The organism is Streptomyces sp. NPDC004126 (genome assembly GCF_050275515.1).
In the GTDB taxonomy this organism is placed as follows: Bacteria; Actinomycetota; Actinomycetes; order Streptomycetales; family Streptomycetaceae; genus Streptomyces.
This window is the reverse complement of the sequence record NZ_JBNNPF010000022.1, coordinates 65059-90718: the sequence shown is the minus strand read 5'-3', so window position 1 is coordinate 90718 and position 25660 is coordinate 65059. Positions and strand designations below refer to the sequence as shown.

Here is a 25660-nt window from a genome sequence, read left to right as displayed (position 1 = left end):
CTTTACCATGTGCCGCATGGGTGACGTACTGGCCGGAAATCATGCCGTCTGGGAGTTCGACTCGGACTCGGTGCTCATCCGCTTCGCACGGGGGATGCGAACTCCACGGCTCTGGCACGCGCTGGGCGAGCGCCGGATCCCCCTGGAAGCGTTGTCCGGGGTGGACGTGAGCGCCGCCGCCGGGGCGATGGGGCGACGGGACACGGTGGTGCTGCGCGCCGTCCCGCGCACGGGCGCCGATCCGCTGATGGAGGCTGCCGCCGGGCAGCTGAAGGAGGTCTGCGACCCGTACCGGCTGGTGCTGCCCGGGGACCGGGCGCCGCAGGCCGCCGCCTTCGCCGACGCCGTGCGCGAGCGGCTGGCGCCCGACCGCGCCGAGCCCGCCAACCGCTTCCTCGTCGAGGTGCCGCAGCCGCCGCTCCAGCTGAAGGCGTACGACGCCCGGCTGGGCTTCGACGGCTCCGCGGTCACCTTCCACTGGTCCCGTACGGGTGCCAGCAGCGCCAAGTGGCGGGCGGGCGACCAGCGTTTCGCGCTGGCCGACCTGTCCGGCGTCGAGTGGGCCTCCCCGGACCGCCCGGGCGGCGGGTACCTGCGGCTGCGGCCCCGGGACGCCGCCGCGGACCCCGCCCCGCCGGACCACGACCTCGCGGCAGCGGTGTTCGGGACGGGGTACGGGGCGGTGCACGAGTCGCTGCCGTTCGCGGCCGCCGTGCTCGCCGCGCTGCGCGAGCGGGCGCCGGTGGCCGCGGTCCCGCGCGCGCGGGCGTCCGACGACCGCCTGACCCACCTGAGCGAGCTGCACAGCACGGGCCTGCTGACGGACGCCGAGTACGCGATGCTCCGCGACCGCTTCGCCGCCGGGGCCTAGCCGGCCGGGCGGCGCGGTGCGGGGGCCCGGGTCGAGCCGGGGCTACACCTCGCGGGAGTCCGAGGTGAAGGCCATGTCCGGGTAGCGGGTGCCGGCCACCTGCCCGGCGAGCGGCTCCAGCAGGGCCAGTTCCGCGTCGGTCAGGGTGATCCGGGTCGCGGCGGTGTTCTCCAGCAGCCGGCCCGGCTTGCGCGTGCCGGGGATCGGGACGACCGTCAGGCCGTGCACCGCCGCCCGCTGCTGCACCCAGGCCAGCGCGACCTGCGCCGCCGTGGCCCCGTGCGCGGCCGCGATCTCCCGGACCGGGGCCAGCAGGGCCGCGTTGGTCCGGGCGTTCTCGCCCGTGAACCGGGGCTGGTACTTCCGGAAGTCGTCGGCCGACAGGTCCGCCGCCGCGTCCGCGAACGCTCCGGTCAGAAAACCCCGCCCGAGCGGGGAGTACGGCACGAAGGCCACGCCCAGCTCCGCCGCCGCGCCCACCGCGCTGCGCTCCACGTCCCGGCTGAACAGGGACCACTCCGACTGGATCGCCGCGATGGGGTGCACGGCGTGCGCCTCGCGCAGCTCGGGCCCGGTGACCTCGCTGAGGCCCAGGTGGCGCACCTTCCCCTCGCGCACCAGCTCGGCCATGGTGCCCACCGACTCGGCGAACGGGACCTGCGGGTCGCGGCGGTGCATGTAGTACAGGTCGATCACGTCGACGCCGAGCCGCCGCAGGCTGTCCTCGACGGCCTGGCGGATGTACGCCCGGTCGTTGCGGATGCCCCGGTACACCGGGTCGTCGTTGCGCTCGATGGCGAACTTCGTGGCGAGGGTGATCTCGTCCCGGTGGGCGGCCACGAAGGGCGCCAGGAACTCCTCGTTCGCACCGCGCCCGTAGACGTCGGCGGTGTCGAAGAGGGTGACCCCGGCGGCCAGGGCCGCGTCCAGGGTCTCGCGGGCGGCCGTCTCGTCGGTCGCCCCGTAGAACTCGCTCATGCCCATGCAGCCGAGGCCCTGGACGCCGACCACCGGTCCGCCCTTGCCCAGTTCGGCCCGCTCGATGGGGGTGGTGCCGTACTCCGTCATAACCGTGCCTTCCCCGCGACCGTTTCGGCGCTGGTCGTCTGTGTGCTGGTCGTGCTGGTCGTGTTCATCGCATACATGTCGATCTTGAAGTCGAGTACGCCGAGCGCGTCCGTCAGCTCCACGAGCCGCGCCCGTACCTCGCGGCGCGTCCGCTCCAGCAGCTCACGGCGCTCGCCGACGGTGTGATCCCCTTCGCGGACGAGCTCGGCGTAGCGGACCATGTCCGCCACCGACATCCCCGTCGCGCGCAGCTTGCCCACGAAGGACAGCCAGCCGAGGTCCTTGTCGGTGAACCTCCGCTGCCCCGAATGGGAGCGGTCCACGTGCGGCATCAGGCCGATCCGCTCGTACCAGCGCAGCGTGTGCTGGGTCAGACCGGTCCGCGCCTCGACCTCGCTGATCGTGTACCGCGTCTCCGTCAGGCTCATGGCCATACGCTAGAACCCTGGAGTGCACTCCAAGCAAGTAGGCTCGGCCGCATGGAGACCATGCACAGCCTGCGGACCATCGAGACCTGGCCGGTACCCGCCGCCGCGGCGGCCGTCGTACGCGCCGACGGGAGCATCGCTGGCTCCCACGGGGACACGGCCCGCCGCTTCCCGCTCGCCTCGGTCACCAAGCCGCTCGCCGCGTACGCCGTCCTCGTCGCGTACGAGGAGGGGGCGCTCGAACTGGACGAGCCGGCCGGCCCCGAGGGGTCGACGGTCCGTCACCTCCTCGCCCACACCAGCGGCCTGGCCTTCGACGAGCACCGCGCCACGGCCCCGCCCGGGCAGCGCCGCCTCTACTCCAACGCCGGTTTCGAGGTGCTCGGCGACCACCTCGCCAAGGCCACCGGGATCCCCTTCGCGGAGTACCTGCACCAGGCCGTCTTCGAGCCGCTCGGCATGACCTCCTCCAGCCTGGAGGGCTCCCCCGCCAAGGACGGCGTCTCCACCGTCGCCGACCTCGTGCGCTTCGCCGCAGAGCTCCAGGCGCCCCGGCTGCTCGACGTGCGCACCGTCGCCGAGGCCACCTCCGTGGTCCACCCCGGCCTCAAGGGCGTCCTGCCGGGCTACGGGCACCAGTCCCCCAACGACTGGGGCCTCGGCCTGGAGATCCGCGACGGGAAGTCCCCGCACTGGACGGGCCTGACCTCCTCCCCGCGCGCCTTCGGCCACTTCGGCCAGTCCGGCACCTTCCTGTGGGTGGACCCCGACGTCCGCGCCGCCTGCGTGGCGCTGACCGACCGCGCCTTCGGGCCCTGGGCCGTCGAGGCCTGGCCCCCCTTCACCGACGCGGTCCTCGCGGAGCTGCGCACGGCGCAGGCCTAGGCGGGCAGCTCCCAGATCAGCAGCTCCCCCGGGGACCCGGCGGTGATCTCCAGGCCCTTCTCGCCGGTGATCCGCGCCGAGTCCCCCGGGCCCAGCTCCTGCCCGTCGATCCGCAGGTCCCCGCGCACCACGTGCAGGTAGACCCGCTCCGCCTCCGGTACCGGGACCCGCTCGCCCGCGCCCGGCCGCCGCACGTGCAGCACCGCGCCCGCCGCCGGGACCTCGTACGGGGTGCCGTCCGCGATGTCCCGCACGACCTCGTACGACGGCTCCCCACCCGCCGTCAGCGGCGCGAGCCACATCTGCACGAACCGCAGTGGAACCCCGGCGTCGTTGCGCTCGACGTGCCGCGCCCCGGATCCGGCGCCCAGCCGCTGGACGTCCCCGGGCCGGACGGCGGCCGTGTGCCCGCCGGTGCTGTCCTCGTGGGTGAGCTCGCCCTCCACCACCCAGGTGACGATCTCGGTGTGGCTGTGCGGGTGCTCGTCGAAGCCCGCGCCGGGCGCGAGGCTCTCCTCGTTGCAGGCCAGAACCGGACCGAACCGGATGTTGTCGGGGTCGTAGAAGGACCCGAAGGAGAAGGCGTGGCGGGTGGTGATCCCGGCGTCCGGATCCCCGCCCGCGTACCGGTCGGCGGCGCGGCGTACATCGATCATGTGGGCCACCGTAGCCGCCGCCCGGGGGCCGCGGCGCGGACCCGAGTCCGAGCCGGGCCGCCGATAAGGCAGTCTTGTCCCGTGCCCCAACCCGAACGTGAGCAGTCCCCCGAGGTGCGTCCCGCGCATCCGGTCCACCCGCACGCCGCGACGCTGCGCCGGCTGGAGAAGTCCTCCGGCAGGCTCGCCGCCAACGCCATCGCGCGGATGGACGAGAACCTGCCCTGGTACCGGGCGATGCCGCCGGAGAACCGGTCGTGGATCGGCCTGGTGGCGCAGGCCGGCATCGCGGCCTTCACGGAGTGGTTCCGGCACCCGGAGACCCCGCAGGCCATCTCCACCGACGTCTTCGGGACGGCTCCGCGCGAGCTGACCCGGGCGATCACGCTGCGCCAGACCGTCGAGATGGTGCGTACGACGATCGAGGTCATGGAGGCCGCGATCGACGAGGTGGCCGCCCCCGGCGACGAGTCGATCCTGCGCGAGGCGCTCCTGGTGTACGCCCGGGAGATCGCCTTCGCGACCGCCCAGGTCTACGCGCAGGCCGCCGAGGCGCGCGGCGCGTGGGACGCCCGGCTGGAGTCCCTGGTCGTGAACGCCGTGCTGTCGGGCGAGGCCGACGAGGGCGCGCTGTCGCGGGCGGCGGCGCTCGGCTGGAACTCCCCGGAGCACGTGTGCGTGGTCCTGGGCACCGCCCCGGAGGGGGACAGCGAGCTGACGGTGGAGGCGATCCGCCGCGCGGCCCGCCACCACAAGCTCCAGGTGCTGACCGGGGTGCTCGGCGACCGCCTGGTGGTGATCGCGGGCGGCAGCGACAACCCGATGCAGGTGGCCAAGTCCCTGATCGGGCCGTTCGCCGCCGGTCCGGTGGTGGCGGGGCCGGTGGTCCCCGACCTGCTGAACGCCACGAAGTCGGCGCAGGCCGCGGCCGCCGGGCTGAAGGCCTGCACGGCCTGGCAGGACGCGCCCCGCCCGGTGCTGGCGGACGATCTCCTGCCGGAGCGCGCGATCGCCTCGGATCCCTCGGCCAGGGAGCAGCTGGTGGAGGAGATCTACAGACCTCTGGAGGAGGCGGGCTCGGCGCTGCTGGAGACGCTGAGCGTCTACCTGGAGCAGGCCAGCAGCCTGGAGGGGGCGGCGCGAATGCTGTTCGTCCACCCCAACACGGTGCGCTACCGGCTCCGACGTGTGACCGACGTCACCGGCTGGTCGCCGTCCGATGTCCGTTCGGCGTTCACGCTGCGGATCGCCCTGATCCTCGGGCGTCTGGCCGACGGAGATCAGCAGCCCTAGACTTTTGTCGGACATCAACAATTAGCCCGACGGTTCTTCGTCCCTGTCCCCACGGGCGGCGGAGACCATCAACAAGAGAGAGTGTGAGGGTGCTCGTACTCGTCGCTCCCGGCCAAGGCGCTCAGACGCCCGGCTTCCTGACTCCCTGGCTCGAACTCCCCGGCGCCGCCGAACGCGTCGCGGGCTGGTCCGACGCCATCGGGCTCGACCTCGCCCACTACGGCACGAACGCCGACGCGGACGAGATCCGCGACACGGCGGTGGCCCAGCCGCTGCTGGTCGCGGCCGGCCTGCTGTCCGCTTCCGCGCTCGGTTCGCCGGCGGCCTTCGGTGCCGTCGCGGGCCACAGCGTGGGTGAGATCACCGCCGCCGCCGTCGCCGGTGTGCTGAGCGAGGGCGACGCCCTGTCCTTCGTCCGCACCCGCGGTCTGGGCATGGCCGAGGCCGCCGCCGTCACCGAGACGGGCATGGCCGCGGTGCTGGGCGGTGACCAGGACGTGGTCGTCGCGCACCTGGAGAAGCTCGGCCTGACCCCGGCCAACATCAACGGCGCGGGCCAGATCGTGGCCGCCGGCACCGCGGAGCAGATCGAGGCCCTGGTCGCCGAGAAGCCCGAGGGCTCGATGAAGGTCGTGCCGCTCAAGGTCGCCGGCGCGTTCCACACGCACCACATGGCCCCGGCGGTCGCCACGCTGGAGAAGGCCGCCGAGGCCCTCGCTCCGGCCGACCCGGCGCTGAAGTACGTTTCGAACAGGGACGGCCTCGTCGTCGCCTCGGGTGCCGACGTCGTCGCCCGCCTGGTCGGCCAGGTCGCGAACCCGGTCCGCTGGGACCTGTGCATGGAGAAGTTCGCCGAGCTGGGCGTCACCGGGATCATCGAGCTGTCCCCGGGCGGCACCCTGACGGGTCTGGCGAAGCGCGCGCTCAAGGGCGTGCCCAGCGTGGCCCTGAAGACGCCGGACGATCTCGACAAGGCCAAGGCGCTCATCGCCGAGCAGACGGCCTGAGAGAAGGAGCCCACACAGCATGTCCAAGATCAAGCCGGCCAAGGGCTCCCCTTACGCCCGCATCCTCGGTGTCGGCGGCTACCGCCCGACCCGGGTGGTGCCCAACGAGGTCATCCTCGAGACGATCGACTCCTCCGACGAGTGGATCCGCTCCCGTTCGGGCATCGCGTCCCGGCACTGGGCCTCGCCGCAGGAGACGGTCGCCGCGATGTCGGTGGAGGCCTCCGGGAAGGCGCTCGCCGACGCCGGCGTGTCCCCCGAGCAGATCGGTGCGGTGATCGTCTCGACGGTCTCGCACTTCAAGCAGACCCCGGCGGTCGCGACGGAGATCGCGCACCGGATCGGCGCGGGCAAGCCCGCCGCGTTCGACATCTCGGCGGGCTGTGCCGGCTTCGGCTACGGCCTGACGCTCGCCAAGGGCATGGTGGTGGAAGGTTCCGCCGAGTACGTGCTCGTCATCGGTGTCGAGCGGCTCTCGGACCTGACCGACCTGGAGGACCGCGCGACGGCCTTCCTGTTCGGCGACGGCGCCGGTGCCGTGGTCGTCGGCCCCTCGGACGAGCCGGCCATCGGCCCCACGGTGTGGGGTTCGGAGGGCGACAAGTCCGAGACCATCAAGCAGACCGTGCCGTGGGACGAGTACCTCGGCAAGGACGGCGGCGAGAAGTTCCCGGCCATCACGCAGGAGGGCCAGGCGGTCTTCCGCTGGGCCGTCTTCGAGATGGCCAAGGTGGCCCAGCAGGCGCTCGACGCCGCCGGGATCACCCCGGACGACCTGGACGTCTTCATCCCGCACCAGGCCAACATGCGGATCATCGACTCGATGGTGAAGACTCTCAAGCTGCCGGAGCACGTCACGGTCGCCCGTGACGTGGAAACCACCGGCAACACGTCGGCCGCCTCGATCCCGCTCGCCATGGAGCGGCTCCTGGCGACCGGAGCGGCGAAGAGCGGCGACACCGCGCTCGTCATCGGCTTCGGGGCGGGGCTCGTCTACGCCGCGACGGTCGTTACCCTCCCCTAGGGCCGGGATCACTTCCCGCCCTGATCCACCAGTTAGCTACAGAAGGAGCGCCACATGGCCGCCACGCAGGAAGAAATCGTCGCGGGTCTCGCGGAGATCGTCAACGAGATCGCGGGCATCCCGGTCGAGGACGTCGAGATCGACAAGTCCTTCACCGATGACCTGGACGTCGACTCGCTGTCCATGGTCGAGGTCGTCGTCGCCGCCGAAGAGCGCTTCGACGTCAAGATCCCGGACGAGGACGTCAAGAACCTCAAGACGGTCGGCGACGCCGCCGACTACATCCTGAAGCACCAGGCCTGAGCCTGACGAGCGTTTGTCGCCACCCGGCGGTGGCGCCGTGACAATTCAGCACCCCCTTAGACGTGGAGAAAGAATTCCTGTGAGCCCGACCAATCGCACCGTGGTCGTCACCGGTATCGGCGCAACCACTCCGCTGGGTGGCGACAGCGCTTCGACCTGGGAAGGTCTGCTCGCCGGCCGGTCCGGCGTCTCGCCCCTGGAGGGCGAGCGCTTCGCCGAACTGCCGGTCCGCATCGCCGCCCAGGCCGCCGTGGACCCGAGCGAGGTACTCCCCCGCCCGCTGGCCCGCAAGCTCGACCGCTCGGCGCAGTTCGCCCTCATCGCGGCCCGCGAGGCCTGGGCCGACGCGGGTTACGAAGGCCCGGCCGGCGAGGACGAGACCGTCGTCCCCGAGCGCCTGGGCACCGTGATCGCCTCCGGCATCGGCGGTGTCACCACCCTGCTCGACCAGTACGACGTACTGAAGGAGAAGGGTGTGCGCCGGGTCTCCCCGCACACCGTTCCCATGCTCATGCCGAACGGCCCCTCCGCCAACGTCGGCCTGGAGGTCAACGCCCGCGCCGGTGTGCACACCCCGGTCAGCGCGTGCGCTTCGGGCGCCGAGGCCATCGGCTACGCCGTCGAGATGATCCGTACCGGCCGTGCCGACGTGGTCGTCGCCGGCGGTACCGAGGCGGCGATCCACCCGCTGCCGATCGCGGCGTTCGCCAACATGATGGCGATGTCCAAGAACAACGAGAGCCCGACCACGGCCTCCCGCCCGTACGACAAGGCCCGCGACGGCTTCGTCCTCGGCGAGGGTGCCGGCGTCGTGGTGCTGGAGTCCGCCGAGCACGCGGCCAAGCGCGGCGCCCGCGTCTACTGCGAGGTGCTGGGCCAGGGCCTGTCCGCGGACAGCCACCACATCGCGCAGCCGGAGCCGACGGGCCGCGGTGTCGCCGCCGCCCTGCAGAACCTGCTCGACAACACGCAGCTGGACCCGGCCGAGCTGGTCCACGTCAACGCGCACGCCACGTCCACCCCGCAGGGTGACACGGCTGAGGTGAAGGCCCTGCGCAAGGTCCTGGGCGACGACCTCGACCACATCGCGATCTCCGCGACCAAGTCGATGACTGGTCACCTGCTGGGCGGCGCGGGCGGCATCGAGACCGTCGCGACCGTGCTGGCGCTGTACCACCGCATCGCCCCGCCGACGATCAACATCGACGAGCTGGACGACGACATCGACGCGGACATCGTGATCGGCGAGCCCCGCAAGCTGCCGGTCGACGGCCCGATCTCCGCGATCAACAACTCCTTCGGCTTCGGCGGCCACAACGTCTCCCTGGCGTTCCGCACTGTTTAGTGCGCCTAAACCGGCGCCGCTCTCGCGGACGTGGTTGCTCGCCGTCTCGGCTGCTCAATTGATGGTTGCGGTGTTCGTCGCCTCGAACACCGCAACCGGTACGACGAAGGCCCACCCGGGATCCGGGTGGGCCTTCGTCGTACCGGGCCGCTAGACGACCTGGTGGAGCCAGCGGACCGGGGCACCCTCGCCGGCGTAGCGGAAGGGCTCCAGTTCGTCGTCCCAGGGCTTGCCGAGCAGCTTGGCGATCTCCGCTTCCAGGTCGGTCTCGCCGCGCGCGGACCGGGCCAGCGCCGCGCGCAGCCGGTCCTCGGGGATCAGGATGTCCCCGTGCATGCCGGTGACGGCGTGGTAGATGCCCAGCTCCGGGGTGGAGCTGTAGCGCTCGCCCTCGGCGGTGGGGCAGGGTTCGGCGGTCACCTCGAAGCGGAGCAGGTGCCAGCCGCGCAGGGCGGAGGCGAGTTTCGAGGCGGTGCCCGCCTCGGCCTGCCAGGAGAACTCGGCTCTCCAGGTACCGGGGGAGGCGGGCTGCCTGATCCAGTCGAGGTTCACCCGCACCCCGAGCACGCCCGCAACAGCCCATTCCACGTGCGGGCAGAGCGCACGCGGTGCGGAATGCACGTACAGAACTCCACGTGTCGTCACCGGGACCTCCAGTGTGGGACGAGGTCGGGAATAAACTCCAGAAAACGGACAGTATGTGACGTGATGTAATGTAACGGAAATTATTTGACATTGCGCTACGGCACCTGCGGCCGAAACGCCACGGGAAAAAGCTACCGTGCGCCAGGGGTCCTGGTGTGACGTACGGTCGCTCAGAGGCCCGTAAACACAGAGCATTCACTCAGCAGGACGCCCCCGGAAGCGCGGGGGCGACGAGGGAGGACCACCCGATGCGCACCACCGCCGTCCGCCGTCGCGCACGCCGGACGTCCGCGGGCCTGGCGGTGGCCCTCCTGGCCGCGACGGTCACGGGCTGCGACTCCCCCGCCCCGCCGGCCGGCGGTGACCGGGGGGCGCAGGCCGCGCCCCGCTGGAACACCGCACCCGCCTCGGTCGCCGCCGTCGGCGACTCCATCACCCGTGGCTTCGACGCCTGTTCCGTGCTGGCCGACTGCCCGGAGGTCTCCTGGGCCACCGGCAGCGACCCCGCCGTCCGCTCGCTGGCCGCCCGGCTGCTGGGCGACGCCGAGGTGCCCGCGCGCAGCTGGAACTACGCGGTGACCGGTTCGCGCATGGCGGACCTCCCGGGGCAGGTGACCACGGCCGCGCAGCACAAGCCCGGCCTGGTCACGGTCATGGTGGGCTCGAACGACGCCTGCCGGCCCACGCCTTCGTCGATGACCCCGGTGGCGGAGTTCCGCACCGATTTCGAGCGCGCCCTGAAGGACCTGCGGAGCACGTCGCCCGAGTCCCAGGTGTACGTGTCCTCCGTGCCGGACCTCCAGCGGCTGTGGCAGCAGGGCAAGGACGACCCGCTCGTCCGGCAGATCTGGAAGCTGGGGATCTGTCAGTCCATGCTGGCCGAACCGCTGTCGGCCGAACCGGGGGCCACCGCCCGCCGGGAGAAGGTGCGGGCGCGCGTGGTCGAGTACAACGAGGTGCTGCGCGAGGTGTGTGCGGCCGACGCGCTGTGCCGCTACGACGGCGGGGCCGTCTTCCAGTACCCGTTCGGGGCGGACCAGCTGAGCCACTGGGACTGGTTCCACCCGGGCCGGGACGGGCAGGCGCGGCTCGCGGAACTCGCGCACCGACAGGTGACGGCGGCGGCGCCGCCGCGTTGACGCGCGGAGACACGGCCTAGGGGCCGGGAGCGGTGTCAGGGGTCGCTCCCGGCCCGGTTCACGGGTTGTTTCCGGCCAATTCCGCGCTACGGCGTGTCGCGGCGGGCCGCCGTCACAGGTCGAGGGTGGCGGTCAGCCGGGTGTCGGCGTGCGAGTGGCTCGCGCGGACCTCGTAGGTGCCGCCGATCCGCCGCCAGCCGTGCGCCTCCTCGTCCCAGATCTCGAAGGCGCGGGCGGGCAGCCCGATCTCCGCCTCGACGCTCTCGCCGGGGCCGGCCTCCACGCCCGCGAAGCCGGCCAGCCAGCTCGCCGGGCGCGCGTCGCGGTCGTCGGCGGGCGCCAGGTAGACCTGGACCACCTCGCGGCCCGGCCGGGTCCCGGTGTTGGTGAGCCGGACCCGCACCCGGTCGGGGCCCGCCTCCAGGGACTCGTACGCCCAGTCCGTGTAGCCGAGGCCGTGCCCGAAGGGGTAGGCGGGCTCGACCCCCCGCGCCTCGTAGGCCCGGTAGCCGATGAACAGCCCCTCGCGGTAGTCCAGCCGCCCCCCTTCGGGGACGACCTCGGTGACGGGCGCGTCGGCGAGCGCGGCGGGCCAGGTGGTGGGCAGCCGCCCGCCCGGCTCCGCCCGGCCCAGGAGCACGTCGGCCAGCGCGGCCCCGCCCTCCTGCCCGGGGAACCAGGTCAGCAGCACGGCGGCGACGTCCCCGCGCCAGGGCAGCTCCACCGGGGAGCCGGCGTTGACGACGACCACCGTGTTCGGGTTGGCGGCGGCGACGGCCCGCACCAGGTCGTCCTGGCGGCCGGGCAGGGCCAGGTCCCCCCGGTCGAAGCCCTCGGACTCCACCCGCTCGGTGGTGGCGACGACCACGACGGCCGTGTCGGCGGCACGCGCGGCCTCCACCGCCTCGGCGATCAGCTCGTCGGCGTCGCGCCGCGGCCCGAGGTGGAGCAGGGAGAACATGACCGCCCGCAGCGGTAGCGCGCTCATGTCGGGGACCTGGTAGGTCAGCGACACCTCGACCGGCTCGCCCGCGGTGAGGACGGCCCGGGCGCGCTCGCTGGGCGCCCCGAAGAAGGCCTCGAAGGGGTCGGCCTCGTCGCCCATCTCCTGGACGCCCTCCCACAGGACGCGGCCGCCGACGGCGAGGGTGAAGGCGCCGAGGCCGCGGGTGCCGAAGGTGTGCTCGCCGCTCTCGCGCGGCACGTACGTCCCGGTGACCTCGATGGACGCCATCGTCTCGTACGAGGCGCCCTCGGGCAGGTCGTCGCCGATCCACTGGACCTGCCCGCTGGGCAGGCCGCCCTCGCCGACGACGGCCCCGGAGGCGTCGCGGCAGACGGCGCGCAGCTCGAAGCCCTGCCCGGCGGGGACGGGTTCGTCGCTCGGGTCGGCGCCGACGGCGAAGGTGAGCGCGCCCTCGGGCAGCGCGGCGGTGAGCCCGTCGAGCGGGGACAGCACCCGCTCGGGGAAGACGGTCGCGGACCCGCCCCCGAGGACGCGGGCGTCGCGGGCGGCGGCGCCGATCAGGGCGACGGTGCGGCCGGGGCCGGCGTCCAGCGGGAGGGCGCCGGCTTCGTTGCGTACGAGGACGAACCCGCGGGCGGCCAGCTCGCGGGCCAGCGCCTGCCCGTCGACCGGGGCGGGCGGCCGCGGGACGGCGGCGGGCGCGCCCTCCAGGAGGCCCACGCGGGCGGCGAGCCGCAGGACGTTGCGCACGGCCGTGTCGACGGCGGACTCGGGGACCTCCCCGGCGCGGACGGCGGCGGCGAGCGCGGGCCCGTAGACGGTCTGCGGGCCGGGCATGGCCACGTCGAGGCCGCCGAGGATGTCGCCGGTGGTGGAGCGGGCGGCCATCCAGTCGGAGACGTTGTAGCCGTCGAAGCCCCACTCGGCGCGCAGGACCTCGTTCACCAGGTGGTGGTGCTCGGTCATGGTCGTGCCGTTGACCCGGTTGTAGGCGGTCATGATGCCCCACGGGCGGGCGTTCTTGACGATGGCCTCGAAGGGGGCGAGGTAGACCTCGCGCAGCGGGCGGGGGGCGATGACGCTGTCGACGGTGAAGCGCTCGGTCTCGGCGTCGTTGCCGACGAAGTGCTTGACGGTGGCGCCGACGCCGCCGTCCTGGACGCCGTTGACGTAGCCGCTGCCGATGGCGCCGGTGAGGTACGGGTCCTCGGAGTAGCACTCGAAGTGGCGGCCGCCGAGCGGGGAGCGGTGCAGGTTGACGGTGGGCGCGAGGAGGACGTGGACGCCCTTGCGGCGGGCTTCCTGGGCGAGCAGCCGGCCGGCGCGGCGGGCGAGGTCCGGGTCCCAGGAGGCGGCGAGGGCGGTCGGGGAGGGCAGGGCGACGGAGGGGTCGTCGGCGGTCCAGCGCACGCCGCGGACCCCGATGGGCCCGTCGGACATGACCAGGGAGCCGAGTCCGATCCCGGGGAGGGCGGGGAGCGTCCACATGTCCTGGCCGGAGAGCAGGCGGGCCTTGGTGTCGAGGTCCAGCTTGCCCAGCGCGGCGTCCACGGCGTCCTCGCGGGCCTGCTCGTCGCTGCCTTCTTCGCGTACCTGATCGGCATCGGTCACGGCCGTGCCTCCTCGTCGATTGCGTGCGGTGCGGTGCGGATGGCCCCCATCGTGGACCCGTTACCTGTAGAGCGGTAGGTCTTGTAATCTTTTCGTGATGTCATCATGCCGTACGGTCCTGCTGGCAGGTGTGAGCGGAAGGGGTGCCGGGCGATGGCCAGAGCGAAGAGCGAGGAGCGGCGCGGCGAGATCGTCCGCGCGGCGGTCGAGGTGATCGCCGAGCGCGGCTACCGGGGCGCCTCCCTGGGCTCCGTCGCCGAACGCGTGGGCCTCACCCAACAGGGGCTGCTGCACTACTTCCCCACCAAGGAGGCCCTGCTCGTCGCCGTCCTGGAGGAACGCGACCGCTGGGACACCGGGGGCGGCTCGCGCGCCGCCGCCGGCACCTGGCGCCTGGACCTGCTGGAGTCGCTGGTCGAGTACAACGCCATGCGCCCCGGCATCGTGCAGACCTTCTCCGCCCTGCTCGGCGAGAGCGTCACCGACGGCCACCCGGCCCGTGAGTTCTTCACCGACCGGTACGCGCAGGTGCGCGCCGAGATGGGGGCGCTGCTGCGCGCCGAGTTCGGCGACCGGCTGCCCTCCGGCCTCACCCCGGAGCAGGCCGCTCCGCTGCTGACGGCGGTGATGGACGGCCTCCAGTACCAGTGGCTGCTCGCCCCGGAATCGGTGGACATGCCCGCCGCGTTCCGCTCGTTCATCACCCTGCTGAGGGGCCCCGGCGCATAGCCGCGCCGCCCGACCGGGCATCCTTTCCCCGAACTTCTAGTGGGGGGACACGAGATGGAGTCACGCGAACCGACCGGACACGCGACGGCCGAGGCGCACGAGCAGCCCGAGAAGAAGGTCGCCTGGTCGGAGCTGTTCTTCGACCTGGTGCTCGTCTTCGCCGTCACCCAGGTGTCCGCCCTGCTGCACCACGACCACGGCTGGGCCGGCACCGGCCGCGCCCTGATCGTCTTCGTGCCCGTCTACTGGGTGTGGGTCGGCAACACCGTCCACGCCAACACCCACGACGCCGACCGGCCGCTGAACCGGATCGCCCTCTTCGCGGCCGGGCTGTGCGGCCTGCTGATGGCCCTCGCCCTGCCGGAGGCCTTCGGGGACCGGGGAATCCTCCTCGCAGGCGCCTACTTCTGCGCCCGCCTGGTCCTCGCCGCGCTCGCCCACGGCCGCAGCCGCCACCTCAGGCTCACCCCGGTGACCCTGTCCGTGCTGATCAGCGGACCGCTGCTGCTGGCCGGCGCCTTCCTCGACGGCGGGCTCCGCATCGGCCTGTGGGCGCTGGCCGCCGCCGTGGACCTGGCCGCGCCCCGGCTGACGCGCGCCAACATGGTCCGGCTGAACTTCGACTCGGGCCACCTCGCCGAGCGGTTCGGCCTGTTCGTGATGATCGCGCTGGGCGAGTCCATCGTCGCGGTCGGCGCCCCCGTCGCCACCGCCCCCGAGCTCGACGCGGGCTCGCTGACGGCCGTCGCCGTGGCCTTCGTCCTCGTCTGCAGCCTGTGGTGGGTGTACTTCCACCTGGCCGCCGGAGCAGTCCGGCACGGTCTGGAGACCGCCGCCGTACGGGCCGACGTGGCCCGGCAGGTCCTGTCGTACGGGCACCTCTCCCTGATCGCCTCGGTCATCGCGGTGGCCGTCGGCATGGCCGAGGCCGTCGCCCACCCCGGGGCCCGGCTCCCGGTCGGCGTCGCCGCCCTGCTGTACGGCGGCTGCGCCCTCTTCCTCGCCACCTTCGGCTACACCCGCTGGCACCTGTTCCGCTCCTGGTCGGTGACCCGGCTGGCGGCCGCGGCGGCCGTGCTGGCCCTGCTGCCCGTCGCCGCGCTGCTGCCCTCCCTCGGGGCGCTCGCGCTGCTGACCCTCGTCGTCACCGCCCTGAACCTGGTGGAGCTGGCCCTGGTGCGCCGGCTGGGGCAGCTTCCCGGAGGCCGGGACGAGGCGGCCGCGCAGGCCTTGGCATCCTGAACCCATGAAGATCGCCGCCGCCCAGCTGACCTGCGTCCCCGCCGACGTCGCCGCCAACTCCGCGAACGCCGCGGCCCTCGCAGCCCGGGCCCGCGGCCAGGGCGCGGAGCTGGTGGTGTTCCCGGAGTTCACGCTCACCGGGTACGAGCTGGAGCCCCTGGCCGCCGACCCCGGCCTGTGGCTGGCCGACGCCGAGGACCCCCGCCTGAACGGGCTGCGCTCCGCCGGCCTCGCCGTGGCCGTCAACGCCGCCCTGCGCACCGACGGGCCGCTGCCCGCCATCGCGACCCTGGTGTACGACGCGGAGGGCGCGCACGTGACCACGTACGCGAAGCAGCACCTCTACCAGCACGAACAGGGCGCCTTCGCCCCGGGCACCGTCGACGGCCGCTTCGAGCTCGGCGGCGTCCGCTTCTCGCTGGGGGTCTGCTTCGACCAGCACTTCCCCGAACTGGCCCGCCGGGCCGCCGCCGACGGCTGCACGGTGCACCTGGCCAGCTCCCTGTACGGCACGGGCGACGGCATCGCCGAGCGGGCGACCGTACACCCCGGGATCGCGAAGGAGCACGGCCTGTACGTGGTCCTCGCCAACCACGTCGGCCCGGCGGGCCCCTGGACGGGCTGCGGCGGCGCGGCGGTCTGGGCCCCGGACGGCACCCTCCTCGCCGAGGCCGGCGCCGACGGCCCGGACGTGGTCACGGCGGACGTCCCCGCGGCCGCCTGAGCCGCCCCTACTCGGAATCCGGGATGAGGTGCTTCCTGCCCCACTCCCCCAGCGCCTCCAGGGCCCCGTTCAGCTCCTCGCCGAGCGGGGTCAGGGAGTACTCGACGCGCGGCGGGACCTCGTCGTACACCTCGCGGTGGACGATGCCGTCCGTCTCCAGCTCGCGCAGCTGCGCCGCGAGCACCTTCTCCGACACCCCCGGGACCAGCCGGCGCAGCTCCCCGAAGCGGCGGTGCGGACTGCGCTCCAGCTCCCACAAGAGGGAGACCTTCCACTTGCCGTCGATCACCGCCATCGCCGCGGCGATCCCGCAGTGATCCGCCCCCGGCCGCCGTGCCACCGCCATCGCGCACACCCCTCCCACCTGCTCGCTCACCTCGGGGTAACCACCCACTCCGAAGTGCGTACTTGAGCGCGTCACCGCCCGCCACCAGGCTAAACGGCATGACCGACACACACGTGACGAACCGTCCGCTCACCCTGCTCGGCCTCGGCGACATGGGCACCGCCCTGGCCCGCACCTGGCTCGCCGCCGGGCACCCCCTGACCGTCTGGAACCGCACCGCCGCCAAGGCCGACGCGCTGGCCGCCGAGGGCGCGGCCGTCGCCGCGAGCCCCGCCGAGGCCGTCGCCGCGAACACCCTCGTCGTGCTCTGCCTGCTCGACGACGCCAGCGTCGGGACCGCCCTCGACGGCATCGACCTGACCGGCAAGGACCTGGTCAACCTCACCACCGGAACCCCCGCCGAGGGCCGCGCCCGGGCCGCCTGGGCCGAGGCCCGCGGAGCCCGCTTCCTGGACTCGGGGATCATGGCCACGCCCGCGATGATCGGCGTCCCCGAAGCCGGCGGGTACGTCTTCCACAGCGGCTCACGCGCCCTCTTCGACGCCCACCGGGCCACCCTGGAGGTCCCGGCGGGGGCCCGCTTCGTCGGCGAGGACCCCGGCCACGCGGCCCTGCACGACGTGGCGCTGCTCAGCGCGATGTACGGGCTGTTCGCCGGGGTCTCGCACGCCTACGCGCTGATCGAGGACGAGGGGATCGCCCCCGGGTCCCTGGCGCCCCTGCTGTCGGAGTGGCTGGGCGCGATGGGCTTCTTCGTCGGCAACGCCGCCGGCCGGCTGGCCTCCCGGGACTTCACCACCGGGGTGGTGTCCAACCTGGCCATGCAGGTCGCGGGCAGCGGCACCCTGCTGCGCGCCTCCGCCGAGCAGGGGGTCAGCGCCGAGCTGCTCCGCCCGTACCTGGACCTGATGCGGGAGCGGCTGGAGGCCGACCCGGCGGCCCACGCGGGCGAGGACACCACCGGGGCGATCACCCTGCTGCGGCGCCGGTAGCCGCGGTCAGCCCTGGCTGTAGGGGTTGGGCGCCTGACCGTAGGGGCCGGGGCCCGGGGCGTACGGGTTGGGGGCCTGGCCGTAGGGGCCCTGCGCCTGGGACTGCCCGTGCTGCTGCTGGCCGTACGGCTGGTGGGCGTACTGCTGCTGTTGCCCGTACTGCTGCTGGCCGTGCTGCTGCCCGTACGGCTGCTGGCCATGCTGCTGGCCGTGGTTCTGTCCGCCGTGCTGGTACCCGTACGGCTGCTGCCCGGGCTGCTGCTGCCCGTACGGACCCTGGGGAGCCGCCGGGACCGCGCCGTGCTGCTGCGGCCCGCCGTCCCCGCCCGCCTCGTCCTCGTCCCCGTCCCCGCCCTCGGAGGAATCCGCTCCGACCAGCTCCCGCGCCATCAGGGTCGCCCCCGCCACCGCGCCGGGCATCAGGAACACCGCGACGAACGGGATCAGGAACGCCAGCACCAGCGGCACGCCGAAGCCCAGCGCCTGCGCCCGCCGCGCGCGCAGCAGGACCAGCTGCTCGGCCAGGTCCACCCGGCGCCGCTGGAGGGCGACGGAGGTGAGCTCCTGGGTGAGGAAGAAGCCGGACACGCAGAACCCGATCGCCGGCACCACGGTCTGCCCGATCACCGGGATGAAGCCGAGGGCGAAGAGCAGGATCCCGTACAGCATCACCCGCACCAGCAGCCGCGCGCTGTCCCGGGCCGAGATCCACAGGTCCTCCCAGAACGAGCGCCCCGACTCGGGGACCTCGCCGCCCTCGCTCCGGTCGACCTGCTCGGAGAGGGACTCGTAGAAGGGCTGCCCGACCAGCAGGGTCACGGCGGTGAAGGTGATCACCGAGAGGAAGAGCCCGAGGGAGACGACCACGGCCGTCAGGAAGCCCCGGAACACCTTCAGCCAGCCCGAGGACCAGTCCGAGGCGAAGGGCGTGGCCCACCGGACGAAGTCGTCGGCCCCGTAGAGGAGGCCGACGAGCGCGGCGGCGTACAGCGCCAGCGCGACGAGGCCCGGCAGCAGGCCGAAGCCCAGCCAGCGGCCGTTCCTGAACACCCATCTCTGTCCGGCCAGCAAGTACCGGAAGCCCCCCGCAAGATCACGCATGGGGCCAGTTTATGGGCCGGGTACGGCGAAGGCCGCACCCCCTGGGGGGTGCGGCCTTCACCAGGCGTGCGACGCGGTCGGACGACGTCAGGCGACGTTGAGCTCGACCGAGATGTTGCCGCGGGTGGCCTTGGAGTACGGGCAGATCTGGTGGGCCTTCTCGACCAGGTCCTTGGCGGTGGCGGCGTCCACGGTCGGGATCGAGGCCGTCAGCTTGACGATGATGCCGAAGCCCTCGTCGTTCTTGCCGATGCCGACCTCGGCGGTCACCGTGGAGCCGGCGACGTCGAGGTTCTCGTTGCGGGCGGCGACGGTGAGGGCGCCCTGGAAGCAGGCGCTGTAGCCGGCCGCGAACAGCTGCTCCGGGTTGGTGCCGGCGCCGCTGCCGCCGAGCTCCTTCGGCGGGTTCACGACGACGTCGAGCTGGCCGTCGTTGGTGGCGACGCGGCCGTCACGGCCGTTCTCGGCGGTGGCGACGGCCGTGTACGCGACGTCGGTCTGCGTGATGGACATGAAGCAGTTCCTCCAGATGAATCGCCGCGATGCGCGCCCACGATCGCGACGGTCGTGGAGTGAGCCTAACCCGAGAAGGAAACGATCATCTTTCCGGTGTTCTCACCGCGCAGCATTCCGAGGAAGGCGGCGGTGGCGTTCTCGACGCCCTCGACGACCGTCTCGTCGTAGCGGAGCTCGCCGGATGCCAGCCAGCCGGCCACGTCCTTGACGAACTGCTGCTGCAGTCCGTAGTGGTCGCCGACGAGGATGCCCTGGAGGCGCAGGCGCTTGCCGATGACCATCATCAGGTTGCGCGGGCCCGGGGCGGGCTCGGTGTCGTTGTATCCGGCGATGGCGCCGCAGAGGGTGGCGCGGCCGTGGACGTTCATGGCGGTGATGGCCGCTTCCAGGTGGTCGCCGCCGACGTTGTCGAAGTAGACGTCGACGCCGCCGGGGGCCGCCGCGGGGAGCTGCTCGGCGACGGGGGCGTTCTTGTAGTTGAAGGCGGCGTCGAAGCCGTACTTCTCCGTGAGGAGCGTCACCTTCTCGTCCGAGCCGGCGGAGCCGATCACCCGGGAGGCGCCCTTGATCTTCGCGAACTGGCCGACGAGGCTGCCGACGGCGCCCGCCGCGCCGGAGACGAAGACGGAGTCGCCCTCCTTGAAGGAGGCCACCTCGAAGAGGCCCGCGTAGGCGGTCAGGCCCGGCATGCCGAGGACGCCGAGGTAGGCGGAGAGCGGGGCGAGGGAGGCGTCGACCTTGGTGGCGTGCTGGGCGTCCACGTCGGCGTACTCGCGCCAGCCCAGCGGGTGCAGGACGTGGTCGCCGGCCTGGAAGCCCTCGGCGGCGGAGGCGACGACCTCGCCGACCGCGCCGCCCTGCATCGGCTGGTCGAGCTCGAAGGGCGGGACGTAGGACTTGCCCTTGTTCATCCGGCCGCGCATGTAGGGGTCCACCGACATGTGCAGGTTGCGCACCAGGATCCGGCCGGGGGCGGGCTCGGCGGAAACGGGTACCTCGCGCAGGGCGAAGTCCTCGGCCACGGGCCAGCCCTGCGGACGGCGGACGAGGTGCCACTCGCGGCTGACGGCGGGGATCTGAGACATGAGGGACTCCTGGGGAACGAAGATTTACTTCAGAACGTGAAACAACCATGCGCCTGGATATTTCATGTTGTCAAGTAACCGGGTACCCTGGAGCCATGCCCAGTCGTCGCGCAGACCCAGTGACCGTCGAGGTCGTCGAGCTCATCGGCGATGTCGTGGCCCGCTACCACATGGAGTACGAGGAGGCGGCCGCCCGCCACCAGCTCACCGGGGCCCAGGCCAAGGTGCTGAACCTGCTCTCCCTGGAACCGCTGCCCATGCGGCGCATCGCGCAGAAGCTGCGCTGCGAGCCCTCGAACGTGACCGGCATCATCGACCGGCTGGAGACCCGCGGCCTGGTCGAACGCCGCCCGGACCCGGCCGACCGCCGGGTGAAGCTGGCCGCCCCCACGGAGGAGGGCGTGGAGACCGCGGAGCGGCTGCGCGAGTCCCTGGATTTCGCGCGCGAGCCGCTGGCCGGGCTCTCGGAGGAGGAGCGCACGGCGCTGCGCGACCTGCTCAGGCGGATGCTGGCCTGAGACGGGGGCTCCCGCCCCTAAGGGATGAAACGTTTCCGCCCGGCAGGAGCCGCGATGCGGCCCCGGCCGGGCGGGATGCTCACCAACAGAACAGCCAGCAGTCGTCGTCCTCGGTCGGCTTCGGCTTGGGCTTCGGCTTGGAGGTGGGCGGCTTGGACGTCCCGGAAGCGCTGGGCGACGGCTTGCCCGATGCCGTCGGACGTACGGACGTCCCCCCGCCGGAACCTTTCTGCGAGGGTGTCGACGCCGAGGCGGAGCCGCTCGCGCTCGGCGAAGGCGTCGCGGAGCCGCTCGGGCTCCCGCTGGGCCGGGCCGTCTTCGTCGCCCCGCCGGAGGCCTTCGGCAGGACCGCCGGCACGGACGGCCCCACCACGCTCGGCACCGCGTCCGGCTGCTTGGGCCCGCTGTCGGTCAGCACCACCTTGTCGGCCCGGTCCACGCCCTCGTCGTCGCCGACGATCCGGGCCACGGCGATCGAGCCCCCGGCCGCCAGCACCACCCCCAGGCCGAGCGCCAGCACCCCCCGGCCGCGCCTGCGGCGGGTGGCGGCCCGCTTGCGGGTGCCCGCGCGGCCCTCGTGGGGGCTCGACAGCACGACGAGCGAATCGGCGAACACCTCGGCCAGCGCGGGCTGCGGCTCGGGGCCCCGGGCCGCCGCGCTGGGCGCGGCGACCACCAGGTGCTCGGCCGGGGTTCCGCACCCGGCGCAGGCGAGCGCGCCGTTGAGGTGCCTCTGACATGCGGGGCAGAAGTAGTTCATGGCGCCCACAAACTATGCGGTCCCCGGCAACATAAGCATTCCGGGATCGTAAGGATCCTGTGTGGAATCGTTACGTCCATGACGGCGACCCCGTATCCGGGACGGCCGGGCCCCTTCGGGCCGGCCGCCTTCCAGCTGGTGCTGCTGCGCAGGATGGCGGACTTCCAGCCCGGCCTCGCCGAGGAGGCCCGGCTGCGCCTGGGCGCCTCGCTCGCGGAGCAGCGGGAGGCGAACCGGCGCTGGCAGGCCATGGTGCGGTCGCCGCGCTCCCGCGGGGCCCTGGCGCGCTACCGGTCGGTGCTCGGCCCGCCGGAGTCCGCGGAGCGGCGCCGGATCGGGGACCTGGAGTGCGAGGCCCTGCTGTGGCCGGTGCCGCTCTGGCCGGAGCTGCGGTTCGAGGTGCTGGCCGCGCCGGACGGGGCGGTGTGGAACGAGTGGCTGGTCCGGGCCCCGGGCGCGCGGGGGCCCGTACTGGAGGCGGCCGGGGACCTGCTGCCCTGGTCGGCGACGGTGGACGAGGTGGCCCGGGCCTTCGCGCCGGCCCGGCCGATGGAGGGCACGGCGCCGACGCGCTGGCGCCTCGCGTTCACCGCGTCGGGCCGGCCGCTGGTCGCGGAGTTCACGTACGGGCTGCTCCAGCGGGTGGAGCCGGGTTAGGCGCGGCCTAGGAGCGCAGGAAGGCCCGGACCCCGGCCGAGGTGGCGTCGTCGCCGAGCAGGTCGTTGTGCTTCAGGCAGCCGACCGGCGTGTTGAGGGCACCGGAGAGCGGGACGCTGCTGTCGGGGTTGACCACCTCGTCGCACTCCGACCAGAAGGTGGCGTACTTGACCGCGCCCGGCGTCTCGTCGCCCGCCGCCAGGTTCTTCACCACGTACGACCCCGGCGTCATGTCGCGGCACGCCTGATCCCACAGGGCGCACGCCCAGGCGGTGGACGTGCCGTGGTTGGGGCCGGCCAGCGAGACCCAGTGGTCCACGGCCGCGGCGCCGCCGCCGTATTTGACGTACCAGCGGCTGACGAGCGATCCGAAGGAGTGCCCCACGACGTCCACGCGCGCGGCGCCGGTCTGCTGCCGCACCTGGTCCACGTAGGCGGCGAGGCGGCCGGAGAGCATCTCGTTGACGGACTGGTGGGTGTCGTAGCCGAAGGAGAAGAGCTGCGAGTCGGCGTACCCGTCGGCCCTCAGGTCCTCGCGCAGGGAACCCCAGACCCCCGGGTCGGCGTTGTAGCCGTGGACGAAGACCACCGGATTGCGGGCGGTCGGCGTGTCGGCCGGCGTGTCGGCCGCCCGGGCGGCGGCCGCCTGGGCCGGGAACGGCGCCAGGAGTGCGAGGCAGAGCGTCAGGAACGCCAGGATTCTCTGGCGGGGCGTCAGCATCGGGTCCCCTTTACCTTGTTACGCGTGAGTAGCGCGGGTGGTCCGCGCATGCTGCTGCCTGTCGGTACAGAAATCCACCCCCGTGCAGCACCCCTCACCCGTACGACACGCCCCACCCGGAGCATTTCAACGGGCGATATGTCCTATTTATCCGAGAAGATATGGAATGCGATCGGCAGCCGCCGGTCTCATCCTTCGTCAGCGCTCTCGGGAGGATCTGCCGTGACCGTCAGTCTTGAGCAGTTGCGCCGTTGCCACGTCGCCGTCGACCTGGGAGCCGCGAGGACCCGCGTCTACGTCAAGGGAGCCGGACTGGTCGTCGACGAGCCCAGCGTCGCCGCGGTCAACACCCGCACCGGCGCCCTCATCGCCGTCGGCACCTTCGCCGAACGGATGACCGGACGCACCCCCGACTACATCCGCGTCGTGCGCCCCGTCTCCGGCGGCACCGTCGTCGACATCGAGATGGCCCAGCGGATGCTGCGTCACCTGCTCGGCGAGAAGCTGCGCCGCGCCCTGCGCCGCAAGCCCCGGCTGCGCGCCGCCTGCTGCACCCCGCACGACGCCGACCCGCTCGCCCAGCGGGCGGCCGTGGAGACCATGGTCGGCCTCGGCGCCCGGCGCGTCGAACTCGTCGACACCCTGATCGCCGCCGCCGTCGGCTGCGGCCTGCCCGTGGAACAGCCGACCGCCACCATGATCATGGTGTGCGGAGCGGCAGCCACCCAGATCGCCGTCCTCTCCCTCGGCTCGATCGTCACCGCCGAACGCATCCCCGTCGGCGGCGAGGCCATCGACCACGCCGTGGTCCAGCACCTGCGCCACACCCACGAGCTGATGCTGCCGAGCCAGGCCGTACGCCCCCTCCAGCTGGCCCTCCACGGCAACGGCATCACCCCCGAGGGACCCCCCTCCACCCTGATCCACGGCCTCGACGTGGCCACCGGACTCGCCCGCTCCGTCCACGTCGACACCGCCGCCGTCCGGGACGCCATCCACACCCCGCTGACGGCCGTCCTGGACGGCATCGGCAAGGTGCTCCGGGACTGCCCGCCCGACCTGGTCGCCGACCTGACGGACCGGGGGATCATGATGGTGGGCGGCAGCGCCCTGCTGCCGGGCCTCGACCAGATGCTGCGGGACTCCACCGGAATGCCCGTCGCCATCGCCGAACGGCCCGACGTGTGCGCCGTGCTGGGACTCGGCGCAATGCTGGAAGGAAAGATCGCCCCCATGGTCCTCAACCCGCTGGCCGGATGACCCTGGACGGACCCGCCGGAGCCGACACCGACGCCGGCTCCGGCTCCGGCTCCGGCGGGGCCGGTGCGCCGTCGAGCAGCCTCCCGGTACTGCTGGAGGCGGTGCTCAGCGTCGGCTCCGAACTGGAGCTGCACACCACCCTCCAGCACGTCGTGGACTCCGCCACCGACCTGTGCGGGGCCCGGTACGGAGCGCTCGGGGTCGTCGACCCCGAGCGCGTCCGGCTGACCCAGCTGTTCACCTCCGGGATGACCGAAGCCGAACGGGCCGCGATCCCCCGCCTCCCCGACGGCCGCGCCGGCGTGCTCGGAGCCCTGATCGGCGACCCCCGGCCACTCCTGCTCGACGACCTCACGAAGGACCCCCGCGCGGCCGGCTTCCCGCCCGGCCACCCGCCCATGCGCAGCTTCCTCGGCGTGCCCATCCGGGTGCACACCGAGGTCTTCGGCAACCTCTACCTCACCGAGAAGCGCGGCGGCGGCCCCTTCACGGACGAGGACCTCGCACTGATGCGCGTACTGGCCTCGCAGGCCGGGATAGCGATCGGCAACGCCCGGCTGTACGAGACCGCGCGCCGGCGCGAACGCTGGATCGAGGGCGCCGCCGCCGTCACCACCACCCTGCTGGCGGGCCGGCCCGCGGCCGACGCCCTGATGTGCGTGGCCGAACGCGCCCGGCTGCTCGCGGACGCGGCGGCCGGCGTCGTCCTGCAGCCCACCCCCGAGGGCGGCATGGAGATCGTCGCCGCCTCCACCCACGGCGACCCCGGCGACCTGATCGGCACCGCCATCGCACCCGGCTCACCGGTACTGGTCCAACTTCTGGGCGGGGAACCCGTCTTCATAGAGGACTCCGCCACCGACCCCCGCATGACCACCCACGTGCGCGAACGCTTCGGGCCGAGCATGATGCTGCCGCTGCAGAGCGGCGGACAGCTGATCGGCACCCTCGCCCTGCCCAGGGCCCGGGGCGGACAGCCGTACGACGCGGTGGACCGGCTGCTGGCCTCCCAGTTCGCCTCCCAGGCCGCACTGGCCCTGGTCCTCGCGGACGCACAGCACGACCGCGAGCAGCTGGCCGTCTACGAGGACCGCGACCGCATCGCACGCGACCTGCACGACCTGGTGGTGCAGCGGCTGTTCGCCACCGAGATGATGCTGGAGAGCACGCGGCGGCGCTCGGCCAACGCCGCCGCTGCCGACGACGACGAGGCCGGGGACGAGGTCGGCGAGGAGCTGGGCCGCGCGGTGGACGAGCTGGACTCCACCATCCAGGAGGTCCGCACGGCCATCTTCGCCCTCCAGCAACCCCCGAGCGACGCCCCCACCACCTTCCGGGGACGCGTGCTCCGCGAAACCGGCGGAGCCGCCGTCCTCCTCGGCTTCCAGCCGTCGGTCCACTTCGCGGGCGCCGTCGACGCCCTCCTCCCGGACCCCGTCACCACGGCCCTCCTCTCCACCCTCCGCAGCGCCCTGGCAGCGGCCCACCGCCGCGCCGAGGTCACGTCGATCGAGGTCGAGGTCGACGCCACCCCCTCCCGCGTCCGCCTCACGGTCTCCGACGACGGCCGCACGGAAGCGGGCACGCACGGCACGACGGTGGTGTGGGAGGCGGGGCTGTAGGGGCGGGGCGTAGGGGGCGGCATTCCCCTGGACGGAAGCAGGGAGGGTTTGGGGGTTTCCCGTCAGTCCCATCGTCCTTCCGTGCCGGGCCGCCCTGTCAGGCCCCCAGGCGCAGCAGATCGCTACGCGCTCCTGATGTCTCAGC

The 25660-nt window shown here is 73.0% G+C and carries 26 protein-coding genes and 1 pseudogene; 16 read left to right on the top strand and 11 right to left on the bottom strand.

Annotated features, from left to right (window positions below):
• Positions 1 to 7: 7 nt before the first annotated feature.
• Positions 8 to 871, top strand: a complete 864-nt coding sequence (locus ACQKM2_RS21865) for a DUF4429 domain-containing protein (protein WP_427712019.1) — start codon at positions 8 to 10, stop codon at positions 869 to 871.
• Between the two features lie 42 nt (positions 872 to 913).
• Here ACQKM2_RS21865 and ACQKM2_RS21860 read toward each other — a convergent pair whose 3' ends face one another.
• Complete coding sequence (locus ACQKM2_RS21860) at positions 914 to 1939, bottom strand: aldo/keto reductase (protein ID WP_427712017.1); 1026 nt, start codon at positions 1937 to 1939, stop codon at positions 914 to 916.
• Entirely contained in the window at positions 1936 to 2373 is a 438-nt protein-coding gene (locus ACQKM2_RS21855; protein WP_427712016.1) for a MerR family transcriptional regulator, read from the bottom strand. The genes ACQKM2_RS21860 and ACQKM2_RS21855 overlap by 4 nt, the downstream gene beginning before the upstream one ends.
• Before the next feature lie 54 nt (positions 2374 to 2427).
• Here ACQKM2_RS21855 and ACQKM2_RS21850 point away from each other — a divergent pair, with 54 nt between their 5' ends.
• Positions 2428 to 3252 carry a serine hydrolase domain-containing protein gene (locus ACQKM2_RS21850; protein WP_427712099.1) on the top strand — a complete coding sequence of 275 codons (825 nt, stop codon included), beginning with the start codon at positions 2428 to 2430 and terminating at the stop codon, positions 3250 to 3252.
• Here the strand turns inward: ACQKM2_RS21850 and ACQKM2_RS21845 are convergent.
• Positions 3249 to 3908, bottom strand: a complete 660-nt coding sequence (locus ACQKM2_RS21845) for a pirin family protein (RefSeq protein WP_427712014.1) — start codon at positions 3906 to 3908, stop codon at positions 3249 to 3251. The genes ACQKM2_RS21850 and ACQKM2_RS21845 overlap by 4 nt on opposite strands.
• Positions 3909 to 3989: 81 nt before the next feature.
• Between ACQKM2_RS21845 and ACQKM2_RS21840 the strand changes: the two genes are divergently transcribed.
• From ACQKM2_RS21840 to fabF, 5 genes are all read left to right on the top strand, one after another.
• Positions 3990 to 5201: a PucR family transcriptional regulator gene (locus ACQKM2_RS21840; protein ID WP_125595165.1), complete on the top strand. Its 1212-nt coding sequence runs from the start codon at positions 3990 to 3992 to the stop codon at positions 5199 to 5201.
• A gap of 89 nt (positions 5202 to 5290) precedes the next feature.
• Positions 5291 to 6208, top strand: a complete 918-nt coding sequence (locus ACQKM2_RS21835; RefSeq protein WP_427712012.1) for an ACP S-malonyltransferase — start codon at positions 5291 to 5293, stop codon at positions 6206 to 6208.
• Positions 6209 to 6227: 19 nt separating this feature from the next.
• On the top strand, positions 6228 to 7232 hold the full coding sequence (locus tag ACQKM2_RS21830) for a ketoacyl-ACP synthase III (protein ID WP_125816521.1): 1005 nt from the start codon (positions 6228 to 6230) through the stop codon (positions 7230 to 7232).
• Between the two features lie 54 nt (positions 7233 to 7286).
• Positions 7287 to 7535: an acyl carrier protein gene (locus tag ACQKM2_RS21825; RefSeq protein WP_427712010.1), complete on the top strand. Its 249-nt coding sequence runs from the start codon at positions 7287 to 7289 to the stop codon at positions 7533 to 7535.
• 79 nt (positions 7536 to 7614) lie between these two features.
• Positions 7615 to 8880 carry a beta-ketoacyl-ACP synthase II gene (gene fabF, locus ACQKM2_RS21820; protein ID WP_427712008.1) on the top strand — a complete coding sequence of 422 codons (1266 nt, stop codon included), beginning with the start codon at positions 7615 to 7617 and terminating at the stop codon, positions 8878 to 8880.
• A 150-nt stretch (positions 8881 to 9030) separates the two neighbouring features.
• Here the strand turns inward: fabF and ACQKM2_RS21815 are convergent, their stop codons facing one another.
• Positions 9031 to 9525 (bottom strand): DUF3145 domain-containing protein, encoded by a 495-nt coding sequence (locus ACQKM2_RS21815; RefSeq protein WP_007263912.1) that lies wholly within the window; start codon positions 9523 to 9525, stop codon positions 9031 to 9033.
• Between the two features lie 248 nt (positions 9526 to 9773).
• Between ACQKM2_RS21815 and ACQKM2_RS21810 the strand changes: the two genes are divergently transcribed.
• On the top strand, positions 9774 to 10664 hold the full coding sequence (locus tag ACQKM2_RS21810; protein WP_427712006.1) for an SGNH/GDSL hydrolase family protein: 891 nt from the start codon (positions 9774 to 9776) through the stop codon (positions 10662 to 10664).
• A gap of 112 nt (positions 10665 to 10776) precedes the next feature.
• Here the strand turns inward: ACQKM2_RS21810 and ACQKM2_RS21805 are convergent, their stop codons facing one another.
• The gene (locus ACQKM2_RS21805) at positions 10777 to 13242 is read right to left on the bottom strand and encodes a glycoside hydrolase family 3 protein (RefSeq protein WP_427712004.1); all 2466 of its coding nucleotides are present in this window, start codon (positions 13240 to 13242) and stop codon (positions 10777 to 10779) included.
• Positions 13243 to 13395: 153 nt separating this feature from the next.
• On the opposite strand from ACQKM2_RS21805, the gene ACQKM2_RS21800 reads away from it, so the two are divergent.
• From ACQKM2_RS21800 to ACQKM2_RS21790, 3 genes are read left to right on the top strand one after another with little or no spacing between them, the layout of a single operon-like run.
• A complete protein-coding gene (locus tag ACQKM2_RS21800) occupies positions 13396 to 13971 on the top strand; it encodes a TetR/AcrR family transcriptional regulator (RefSeq protein WP_427712002.1) in 576 nt (191 codons plus the stop codon).
• A gap of 54 nt (positions 13972 to 14025) precedes the next feature.
• Positions 14026 to 15213 carry a low temperature requirement protein A gene (locus tag ACQKM2_RS21795; RefSeq protein ID WP_427712000.1) on the top strand — a complete coding sequence of 396 codons (1188 nt, stop codon included), beginning with the start codon at positions 14026 to 14028 and terminating at the stop codon, positions 15211 to 15213.
• A 4-nt stretch (positions 15214 to 15217) separates the two neighbouring features.
• Entirely contained in the window at positions 15218 to 15937 is a 720-nt protein-coding gene (locus tag ACQKM2_RS21790) for a carbon-nitrogen hydrolase family protein (RefSeq protein ID WP_427711998.1), read from the top strand.
• A 7-nt stretch (positions 15938 to 15944) separates the two neighbouring features.
• Here the strand turns inward: ACQKM2_RS21790 and ACQKM2_RS21785 are convergent, their stop codons facing one another.
• A complete protein-coding gene (locus ACQKM2_RS21785; RefSeq protein WP_427712097.1) occupies positions 15945 to 16283 on the bottom strand; it encodes a winged helix-turn-helix transcriptional regulator in 339 nt (112 codons plus the stop codon).
• Positions 16284 to 16381: 98 nt separating this feature from the next.
• Here ACQKM2_RS21785 and ACQKM2_RS21780 point away from each other — a divergent pair, with 98 nt between their 5' ends.
• Entirely contained in the window at positions 16382 to 17275 is an 894-nt protein-coding gene (locus tag ACQKM2_RS21780; protein WP_427711996.1) for an NAD(P)-binding domain-containing protein, read from the top strand.
• A gap of 222 nt (positions 17276 to 17497) precedes the next feature.
• On the opposite strand, the pseudogene ACQKM2_RS21775 reads toward ACQKM2_RS21780, so the two are convergent.
• The 3 genes and pseudogenes from ACQKM2_RS21775 to ACQKM2_RS21765 form a co-directional block, all read right to left on the bottom strand.
• Positions 17498 to 18376: pseudogene (locus ACQKM2_RS21775) on the bottom strand (EI24 domain-containing protein); the annotation flags it as partial.
• Between the two features lie 87 nt (positions 18377 to 18463).
• The gene (locus tag ACQKM2_RS21770; protein WP_405980811.1) at positions 18464 to 18889 is read right to left on the bottom strand and encodes an organic hydroperoxide resistance protein; all 426 of its coding nucleotides are present in this window, start codon (positions 18887 to 18889) and stop codon (positions 18464 to 18466) included.
• Positions 18890 to 18954: 65 nt separating this feature from the next.
• Positions 18955 to 19977 carry an NADP-dependent oxidoreductase gene (locus ACQKM2_RS21765; RefSeq protein ID WP_427711993.1) on the bottom strand — a complete coding sequence of 341 codons (1023 nt, stop codon included), beginning with the start codon at positions 19975 to 19977 and terminating at the stop codon, positions 18955 to 18957.
• Positions 19978 to 20072: 95 nt separating this feature from the next.
• Here ACQKM2_RS21765 and ACQKM2_RS21760 point away from each other — a divergent pair, with 95 nt between their 5' ends.
• Positions 20073 to 20495: a MarR family winged helix-turn-helix transcriptional regulator gene (locus tag ACQKM2_RS21760; RefSeq protein ID WP_427711991.1), complete on the top strand. Its 423-nt coding sequence runs from the start codon at positions 20073 to 20075 to the stop codon at positions 20493 to 20495.
• Positions 20496 to 20574: 79 nt separating this feature from the next.
• Here ACQKM2_RS21760 and ACQKM2_RS21755 read toward each other — a convergent pair whose 3' ends face one another.
• Positions 20575 to 21255, bottom strand: coding sequence for an SCO2400 family protein (locus ACQKM2_RS21755; protein WP_427711989.1), 681 nt, complete (start codon positions 21253 to 21255; stop codon positions 20575 to 20577).
• 78 nt (positions 21256 to 21333) lie between these two features.
• Between ACQKM2_RS21755 and ACQKM2_RS21750 the strand changes: the two genes are divergently transcribed.
• Positions 21334 to 21912, top strand: coding sequence for a hypothetical protein (locus tag ACQKM2_RS21750; protein WP_427711987.1), 579 nt, complete (start codon positions 21334 to 21336; stop codon positions 21910 to 21912).
• A gap of 7 nt (positions 21913 to 21919) precedes the next feature.
• Here ACQKM2_RS21750 and ACQKM2_RS21745 read toward each other — a convergent pair whose 3' ends face one another.
• Entirely contained in the window at positions 21920 to 22633 is a 714-nt protein-coding gene (locus ACQKM2_RS21745) for an esterase/lipase family protein (RefSeq protein WP_427711985.1), read from the bottom strand.
• A gap of 222 nt (positions 22634 to 22855) precedes the next feature.
• Here ACQKM2_RS21745 and ACQKM2_RS21740 point away from each other — a divergent pair, with 222 nt between their 5' ends.
• Both ACQKM2_RS21740 and ACQKM2_RS21735 read left to right on the top strand, forming a co-directional pair.
• Positions 22856 to 23893 carry a rod shape-determining protein gene (locus tag ACQKM2_RS21740; RefSeq protein WP_125816505.1) on the top strand — a complete coding sequence of 346 codons (1038 nt, stop codon included), beginning with the start codon at positions 22856 to 22858 and terminating at the stop codon, positions 23891 to 23893.
• Positions 23890 to 25515: a GAF domain-containing protein gene (locus ACQKM2_RS21735; protein ID WP_427711983.1), complete on the top strand. Its 1626-nt coding sequence runs from the start codon at positions 23890 to 23892 to the stop codon at positions 25513 to 25515. The genes ACQKM2_RS21740 and ACQKM2_RS21735 overlap by 4 nt, the downstream gene beginning before the upstream one ends.
• Positions 25516 to 25660 lie beyond the last annotated feature (145 nt).